This is a genomic window from uncultured Porphyromonas sp. (genome assembly GCF_900541275.1).
In the GTDB taxonomy this organism is placed as follows: Bacteria; Bacteroidota; Bacteroidia; order Bacteroidales; family Porphyromonadaceae; genus Porphyromonas_A.
On sequence record NZ_UQJH01000007.1, the window covers coordinates 57,831 to 67,052 of the forward strand.

Sequence of the window (9,222 nt, forward strand, 5' to 3'; positions counted from 1 at the left end):
ATGATGAGAATGGGGGTGGATCGTTTAATCCTCCTCACTCTCAGGGGTATCGTCCTCCAGCTCGTCGAGGGTGGTGGGGTCGGCATCCTCCTCACGCTCTCCGATGGAGGTGTCCTCCTGCTCCGCCTGGTCCTCATCGGCCGGTACGCGGCAGACATCGGCGATCTCGTCGTCCCTCTTGCTGAGGTTGATGAGGCGGATGCCCTGGGTATTTCGCCCGAGGATGGAGATGCCGGAGACGTGGACGCGGATCACGACACCGCTCTTATTGATGATCATGATGTCGTGGTCGTCGGTGACGGAGTGGACGGCGATGAGCTTGCCGGTCTTCTCGGTCGCCTTGAGGGTGATGATGCCCTTGCCACCACGGTTGGTGATGCGGTACTCCTCAAGGGGTGAGCGCTTGCCGTAGCCATTCTCCGACACGACGAGGATGGACTCCTCCTCGGGGTCCTTGATGCTGATGGCACCTACGACGCGGTCCTCAGGCGACTGCAGTCTCATGCCGCGCACACCGGATGAGGTGCGGCCCATGGGGCGGAGGAGACTCTCCGGGAAGCGGATCGCCCGACCCTCGCGGCTGGCGAGGAGGACGTCGTGCCGACCGTTGGTGAGCATGACGGAGACGACGCGGTCGGTCTCGTCCTTGAGACGGATGGCGATGATCCCCTTGGCGCGCGGACGGGAGAAGTCCCTGAGGCGTGCCTTGCGGATCATGCCCTGCTCGGTGACGAAATTGAGGTAATGGGTGTCGACGAAGTCTTGGTCGGAGGTGAGGTTCTTGATCCTCAGGATGGCGGTGATGCGGTTGTCGCTCTCGATATTGAGGATATTCTGGATCGCGCGCCCCTTGGAATTGCGTGCCGCCTCGGGGATCTCAAAGACGCGAAGCCAGTAGCAGCGACCCCGGTCGGTGAAGAAGAGGAGGTGGGCGTGATTGGACGCGCCGTAGACAAACTCGACGAAGTCCTCGTCCTTGGTCCCCGCACCCTTGGCACCGGTGCCACCGCGATTTTGCGAGCGGTACTCAGCCAGCGGCGTACGCTTGATGTAGCCGTAGTGCGAGATGGTGATGATCATGTCGTCATCGGGGTAGAAGTCCTCAGGATTCATATCCGGGGTGGCGTAGACGATCTCCGATCGGCGGTCATCGCCGTACTTGTCGACGATCTCGCGGCACTCGTCGATGAGGATCGAGTAGAGGAAGTCCTCGTCGGAGAGGATCCGCTCGTAGTACCGCACCTTCTCCGTCACTTCGTCATACTCCTGGCGGAGCTTATCCAGCTCGAGGCCGGTGAGCTGACCGAGACGCATCTCCACGATGGAGCGCGCCTGGATCTCGGAGAGGCTGAAGCGCTCCATGAGCGCCTGCATGGCGGCGGTCTGATTGGCCGATGCCTTGATCAGGTGGACCACCTCGTCGATATTGTCGGCAGCGATGATACGCCCCTCGAGGATGTGGAGCCGCTCCTTAGCCTTCCGTAGGTCAAATCGAGTACGGCGTATCACCACCTCGTGGCGGTGCTTGACGAATTCGCCGATCAGATCCTTGAGCGACAGCAGCCTCGGGCGACCATCGACGAGGGCAATATTATTGCAGGCAAAGGAGGACTGCAGGGCAGTCATCTTGTAGAGCTTATTGAGCACCACGCCGGCATTGGCATCCCGCTTCAGGTCGATGACGATGCGCATACCGGTCTTGGCGGAGCTCTCGTCCTGGATGTTGCTGATGCCCTCGATGCGCTTGATGGTGGCGAGGTCGGCGATTGCCTTGACGAGGTCTTTCTTCACCACTCCATAGGGGATCTCGGTGATGATGATCTGGTCGTGGTTGCCGGAGCTCTCGATCACCGCCTTGCCGCGGATGATGATGCTGCCACGCCCGGTCTCGTACGCCTCCCGGACCCCCTTGTAGCCGTAGATCACTCCACCGGTAGGGAAGTCGGGAGCCTTGACGTACTTCATAAGATCCTCCGTGGTGACGTCGCCACGCTTCTCGATGTAGGCGATGACGCCATTCATCACCTCGGTGAGGTTGTGGGGCGCCATATTTGTAGCCATGCCGACGGCGATACCGGCGGCACCATTGACGAGGAGATTGGGAATCCGTGTCGGGAGGACGGTGGGCTCATACTCGGAGTCGTCGTAATTGGGCGTCATGTCGACGGTCTCCTTCTTGATGTCTGCGAGCATCTCCATAGCGATCGGGGCGAGGCGAGCCTCGGTGTATCGCATCGCTGCGGGACCATCGCCATCGACGGAGCCGAAGTTGCCGTGGGGATCGACGAGGGTATTGCGCATACTCCAGTCCTGAGCCATGCGGACGAGAGCCATATAGATCGAGCTGTCGCCGTGGGGGTGATACTTACCCATGACGTCACCGACGATGCGGGCGCTCTTCTTGTAGGGCTTGTCGGGCGTATTGCCGAGCTCATTCATCCCGAAGAGGATCCTGCGGTGGACCGGCTTAAAGCCATCGCGCACGTCCGGTAGGGCGCGGCTGACGATGACCGACATCGCATAGTCGATGTAGGAGGTCTTCATCTCCTGCTCCAGGTCGACCTTGATTATCCTATTCTCAGAGTCTTTGAATTCTTCGTTCATCTGCTTAGTCTAAAGTCGGGGTGGTACCGCCCTCAGGCGGTCACTTGGCGTACCCCGTATATAATGGTCAAATATACCACTTTTTGCCCACACCTCTCACTGCTCTCCTCGCATCTGCCCACAATACCGAGGAAGCATTTTTTCATAGAAAGGGACAGATGGAGACAGAGAGACTTTGCCTCACCGGTAGGTCGTACCTTTGCGATCGCTTCTCACCACAGCCCCGATCGAGAGGGGGTGCAGGTGATCAGGCAGCCCTGCCTGCTCGCTGTGCCAGGCGGCGGAGCTGGTGCCCCAGCTCGGGGATCCAGAGGACGAGCGACGTGACGGCGATGATCAGGAGCCAGTCCTCGAGGCTCAGCCCGCCCTCGACGGTATTGAAGAAGCGCTGCAGCCCGGGGATCTCGATCAGGGCGATCTGCCCGAGGAGGATCACGCCGGCGATAGAGAGTAGCCCCCGGCAGCCCTTGAAGTGGAGCGCACTGCGACCGGTGGCGAAGGCGCGGGCGTTGAAGAGATTGAAGAACTGCAGCATCACAAATGTCGTGAAGAAGAGCGTCAGCTCGTAGGGCGTCAGTCCGTCCGTCGCTCCCGGTCGGGTGGTGACGAGGTCGCGTATGGCGGTCACGTCGGCGTGTTCGAGGTGGAAGAGTAGGGCGAGTAGGAAGAGGAAGAAGACCCCTCCCATAGCGATGATCGCCCTACCCATGCGCCGGGTGATGATGAAGGCGTCCCGGTCCCTCGGCCTCTCGCACATGACCGATGGGGAGGGGGGAAGCGAGGCGAGTGCCATGGCGGCAAAGGTGTCCATGATGAGATTGACCCAGAGCATCTGCGTCACCGTCAGCGGTGACTCGGTGCCGATCATCGCGCCCACGAGCACGATGAGGCAGGCGGATAGATTGACCGTGAGCTGGAAGAGGAGGAAGCGCTGGATATTCTGGTAGAGCGAGCGGCCCCACATCACCGCCTTGCCGATGCTGCTGAAGGAGTTGTCGATGATGGTGATGTCGGAGGCCTCCTTGGCGACCGAGGTACCGTCGCCCATCGAGAGCCCGACGTGGGCGGCCTTGAGCGCCGGGGCGTCGTTGGTCCCGTCTCCCGTCACCGCCACCACTTGGTCGAGTCGCTGGAGCGACTCCACGAGCCGCTTCTTGTCCATCGGTCGGGCGCGGGCGATCACCCTCAGCCCCGTCACCCGTTCGTCGACCTCCTCATCGGTGAGGGCAGCGAAGTCTTTCCCCGTGATGATGCTCTCCTCTCCGTCGTCCTCGCTCCAAAGACCGATCTGTCGCCCGATCTCGCGGGCGGTGGCGGGGGTGTCACCGGTGACGATCTTCACGTCGATGCCGGCACCGAGGCACTCCTCCACGGCGTCCTTGACATCCTCCCTCACCGGGTCGCTGATCGCCACGATGCCCTGGAAGGTGAGGCCCTCGAGGGTCACTCCCTCGCCCTGTAGCGGGATGGGGGCATCGAGGACCTTGTATGCGAAGCCGAGCGTCCGCATCGCCTGACTCTGGTAGTCGGTCAGCTGCTGGAGGATCTCCGCCTCTGTCACGCCGCTCTCCGTGCGGGAGCAGAGCCGGTAGACGATCTCGGGGGCGCCCTTGACATAGAGCACCACCTTGTCCCCCGGGAGAGCAGAGCGGACTAAGGTCGCCATATACTTCCGCTCGGTGGAGAAGGGTAGCTCATCGATCACCTCGGCCGACTTACGCAGCGTGCGGTAGTCGGTCCCGTGGTCGCGGAGCCAGAGGATCAGAGCACCCTCGGTCGGATTGCCGAGCACCTCCGGTCGCTCCGGATCGCTCTCATCGAGGTCAGCGGTAGAGTTGACCGCCAGTCCCTCCTTGATCCTACCTGACACCTCATCGCTACGGAGGGTCTGCTCAGCGCCGAGCCCGTAGAAGCGCGACTCGGCAACGCTCATCCGATTTTGCGTCAGCGTCCCGGTCTTGTCGGTGCAGATGACGGTAATGGCGCCCATGGTCTCGCTGGCGTGCATCTTGCGGACAAGGTTGCTCGTCTTGAGCATCCGGCGCATATTGTAGGCGAGGCTGAGCGTGACCGCCATCGGCAGCCCCTCCGGCACCGCCACGACGACGACGGTGACGGCGATCATCAGTGTCTCGAGGGTGTAGGAGAAGAGGAGCGTCAGGTCTGCACCGGGGAGCAGTTGATTGTGCAGGGCGATGGAGCCGGTCATCAGGATGGCGAAGTAGCCGGTGATGATGCCGGTATTGAGCGTCCAGTGCCAGCGTCCAAACTTTCGGCTCACGAGGAGGAAGAAGAGGGCCGTCGGTACCACCAGTAGCCACGAGATCGGCTCCCAGTCGAAGTATTTGATCATCCGTCCGGCGATGATCATCCCGGCGAGGATATAGCTCACCTTGGTGATCAGGAGGCTGAGTCCGTCGAGCTGCTTATTGAGCGGCGTCTTGACGCTGTCGTCGATCTGAGCGGCGACGTAGACTTTCCCATTCTCCGTCTCGTCCCCCACCGCGGTGACCCGGAAGACGCCGTGCCCGTCCATCACCTTCGTCCCTCGCAGTACCATATCGGTCGGGTAGGAGGCGCCGGGGTCAAAGTCCGCCTCGCGGGTGGACTTGAGCGACGGGACGCTCTCGCCATTAAGGGTCGACTCATCGACGTAGAGTGAGACCGCCTCTACCAGCCGCCCATCAGCCGGCACCTCGGAGCCGGTGTCGAGGAGGACGATGTCGCCGACGACGAGGTCCCTCTTGGGTATCATCGTCGTGGTGCCATTGCGGAGCACCTCCACCGGCTCGTCGTCGTTGACCTGATTGAGGATCGCAAACTCCTTGTCCGCCTGTCGCTCGAAGTAGAAGGCGATGCCGGTGGCGAGGAGGATGGCTATGAAGATCCCGATGGGCTCAAAGAAGACCGATGCCCCCGCCTCGGTGTCCAGCCCCCAGTACTCCCAGCAGGAGATCCCTATGGAGAGCGTACCGGCGATCAGCAGGATGATGATCAGCGGGTCGGTAAACTTCTCGAGGAATTGCTTCCAGACCGGCTCCTTGGCGGGCGGGGTGAGCACGTTGGCGCCATGCTTCGCCCGGCTGCGAAGTACCTCCGCATCCGTCAGTCCCGTCAGCTCTCGCTTCTTATCCATCTCTTCTCTACGGCATTGAGTGCGAAGGGGGACCACAGAGTCTGCTGTGTCCCCCCTTCTATGAGTCTATTATTTAATCAAAAGAGCGATCAGAGGTTGTCCTTCTCGATGTCCTTGAAGTAGCGGTAGGTGCCGACCGTCAGCTCATCGCATGCCTCCTCGTCGCAGACGATGATGCCGTGGGGGTGGAGCTGTAGGCAGGTGATCGTCCAGCGCTGGCTCACGGGACCCTCCACAGCCTCACGGATGGCACGTGCCTTATTGTGCCCATTGGCGAGGATCATCACCTCGCGGGCGTCCATCACGGTGCCTACGCCTACGGTGACAGCGGTCTTGGGGACCTTATTGAGGTCGTTGTCGAAGAAGCGCGAGTTGGCGATGATCGTGTCGGTGGTCAGGCTCTTGACGCGAGTACGTGAGGTGAGCGAGGAGCCGGGCTCATTGAAGGCAATGTGCCCATCGGGACCGATACCGCCCATGAAGAGGTCGATGCCGCCTACCTCCTTGATCTTAGCCTCGTACTGCTCGCACTCCGCCTTGATGTCCTCAGCGTTACCATTGAGGATGTGGGCGTTCTCGGGGAGGATGTCGATGTGGGAGAAGAAATTGGTCCACATGAAGGAGTAGTAGCTCTGCTCGTGATCCTTCGGTAGGCCGATGTACTCATCCATATTGAAGGTGATCACGTGGCGGAAGGACACCTCACCCGCCTTGTGGCGCCGGACAAGCTCGGCGTAGGTCCCGAGAGGGGTCCCACCGGTGGGGAGACCGAGGACGAAGGGGCGATCCTCCGTGGGGGCAAAGGCGCGGATGCGCTCGATGATGTGATTGGCGGCCCACTTGGACATGGCTGCCTTGTCCTGCTCTATAATTACTCTCATAGGTTATATAATGTGTGAATGAAAGGTTTACTTGGCTATCTCAGGGGTGCCGGAGAGGATCGCCTTCGCCATCGCCTCACCGAGACGGACACCCTCAGCCTCCTTGTCGTCGGCCATGGACATCAGCATCGTCACTGGGTCGGCGACAGTGGTCCACTTCATCCGCTCACCGAAGTCAGCGAGCTTGCCGGCGACGTTGGGATTCCATGAGCCGGTGCCGAAGTGACCGTAGAAGCGGGGAGACACCTTGCGCATCTCTAGCTTGGAGAGCAGCTCCTCGATCTTGGGGTAAAGACTGTTATTGTACGTCGGAGAGCCGATGATCACGCCGGAGTAGCGGAAGATGTCGCCGATGGCGTAGGAGACGTCCTGGCTGGCGAGGTTGTAGACCTTCACCGGCGTCACGCCTGCCCTCCCGGCGGCATGGGCGATCGTGTCGGCGAGCTCGCTCAGGTGACCATACATCGTCGCATAGACGAGTACCAGACCCGGCTCCGATCCGTAGGCAGCAAGCTGATCGTAGAGCCTCAGGATCTCCGGGATACGCTCCTGCCAGATGCTCCCGTGGACGGAGCAGATCTGCTTGATCGGGAGAGACTCCACCTTCTTCATCGCCTTCTGGACGAATGGTCCGTACATACCGACGATATTGGAGTAGTAGCGGGTGCACTCGTTCATCTGATGCTCCGTGTCGCTCCTCTGGTAGTCAAAGATCCCGCCGTCCACCGTGCCGTAGCTGCCGAAGGCGTCGGCACTGTAGAGGGTCTCCTCCAGAGGGTCGTAGGTAAACATCACCTCCGGCCAGTGGACCATCGGTGCGGTGATGAAGCGCAGCTCACGCGAGCCGATCGGCAGCGTCTCCTTCTCGCTCACCTCGAGGACATGCTCCACCTCACCGAAGTATCCCTCGAGCATCTTCTTGCTCTGACGATTGACGACAAGGGTTGCCTCCGGGTAGTGGCTCAGGATCAGTCCGAGGGATCCGGAGTGGTCCGGCTCCATATGATTGATGACGATGTAGTCGAGCTTCTCGCCCGCGAGAGCAGCCCTGATCTGTCTCAGGAAGCGATCGGTGTAGGTGATGTCGACGGTGTCGAGGAGGACGTTTTTCTCATCCTTGATCAGGTACGAGTTGTACGCCATCCCGTGGGGGATCGGCCAGAGGTTCTCGAAGAATCTTGTCTGGCGATCGTTGACGCCGAGGTAGTAGGTGGAGTTATTGACTTTTATGATGGGTTCCATAGCTTATCTTGTGAGTGTGGATACGAAACTTATACTATGCGACCATCCGCCGGTCGCTTGCAGGTGAGGCTGTACCAGATCGACCACAGACCGAGGAGGACGATCGGGATACTGAGCCACTGACCGATATTGAGTGCCTGGGAGACAGCTGCCAACGTCTCGGGACGGTGGAGGAGGTAGAGGATGCCGAAGAAGATCATGTGCAGCGACACACCGACCACCCAGAGGATCGGGGTGCGGTACTTCTTTCCCTTCAGCAGTAGGGCGACGATGAAGCCGATCGAGACCAGGACAGACGGGATGGCAAGCCACTTGGCTATGCCGATTCCGGTCATCGCCTCATCGGGTACCTGGTCATTCTTCAGATACTCGATGAAGAAGCGGAAGGTGAAGATCAGCACCATCGTGATGCCAAACATCAGTCCCACATGCTTCTGAGCATCCCTCCGCCAGTAGAGCCAGAGCATCAGCCCGAAGACGAGGAAGTAGAATGCCGCCTCGTAGATCTGCGTCGGGTGCGATGGCGCCGAGAATATCGGCTCCGCTCCCGCTCTCCACTCACCGATATTGGTGATGAAGCGGAAGGCCCATGGCACGTCCGTGGCATGGCCGTAGATCTCGTGATTGCAGAGGTTGCCGAGGCGGATCATCCCCGCCACCAGCCCCACGGGGACGCAGAGCCGGTCAAAGGTCCAGAGCATACTCCGATGGGTCACATGCCGAGAGTAGATGTAGATCGCGATCATGATGCCGAGGACGCCGCCATGGCTGGCAAGTCCGCCATGCCACACCTTCAGGATCTCGCTCGGATTGGCGAGGTAGTACTCCGGCTGATAGAAGAGGCAGTGCCCCAGTCGCGCACCGACGATCGTGCCGATGACGACGTAGTAGAAGAGCGCGGTCAGCCAGTCCTCCGGGAGCTTCTCCCGTCGCCACATCTTGCTGACAATGGCATAGCCGAAGACGATCAGCCCGAAGGCAAAGAGGATACTGTACCATCCGACGCGAAGACCCTTCCACTCCAGCAGGATCGGGTCCAGTGTCCAGGTGACGACATCAAGCATAGGTGTTATCTATATAAAATTGAGAGATGCATTTTCAAGCACGACAAAGATACCACTTTCGGAGTGTTTTCGTAAATGCTACCACGCCCTCCCGGTGGGTGACGCAGTAGAGCTCAAATGCATCCGTCCTGTCTAACGTATGGGATCCGGTATGCCCTGCCCCTCGCCCTTCGCTCATGTAGCCGGGGCGACGCATTTGAGTAGCACAGAAGTCCATCAACTCATTATGAAGGGTGGGGGACGAGGCACCCCGGCAGGGGTGCACGGTGTTTAGCCACGGGTCAAGGGGCGTAGC

The 9,222-nt window shown here is 60.3% G+C and carries 5 protein-coding genes; all 5 read right to left on the minus strand.

Going from position 1 to position 9,222, the window contains the following annotated elements:
* Positions 1-24 precede the first annotated feature (24 nt).
* The 5 genes from gyrA to lgt all read right to left on the minus strand — a co-directional run bounded on the left by gyrA (position 25) and on the right by lgt (position 8,927).
* Positions 25-2,604 (minus strand): DNA gyrase subunit A, encoded by a 2,580-nt coding sequence (gene gyrA / locus QZR17_RS04955; RefSeq protein ID WP_297128428.1) that lies wholly within the window; start codon positions 2,602-2,604, stop codon positions 25-27.
* A gap of 247 nt (positions 2,605-2,851) precedes the next feature.
* Entirely contained in the window at positions 2,852-5,740 is a 2,889-nt protein-coding gene (locus QZR17_RS04960) for a cation-translocating P-type ATPase (RefSeq protein ID WP_297128431.1), read from the minus strand.
* Between the two features lie 89 nt (positions 5,741-5,829).
* A complete protein-coding gene (nagB, locus tag QZR17_RS04965; RefSeq protein WP_296164562.1) occupies positions 5,830-6,621 on the minus strand; it encodes a glucosamine-6-phosphate deaminase in 792 nt (263 codons plus the stop codon).
* 27 nt (positions 6,622-6,648) lie between these two features.
* The gene (locus tag QZR17_RS04970; protein ID WP_297128435.1) at positions 6,649-7,863 is read right to left on the minus strand and encodes an FprA family A-type flavoprotein; all 1,215 of its coding nucleotides are present in this window, start codon (positions 7,861-7,863) and stop codon (positions 6,649-6,651) included.
* Between the two features lie 29 nt (positions 7,864-7,892).
* Positions 7,893-8,927, minus strand: coding sequence for a prolipoprotein diacylglyceryl transferase (gene lgt, locus QZR17_RS04975; protein WP_297128438.1), 1,035 nt, complete (start codon positions 8,925-8,927; stop codon positions 7,893-7,895).
* Positions 8,928-9,222 lie beyond the last annotated feature (295 nt).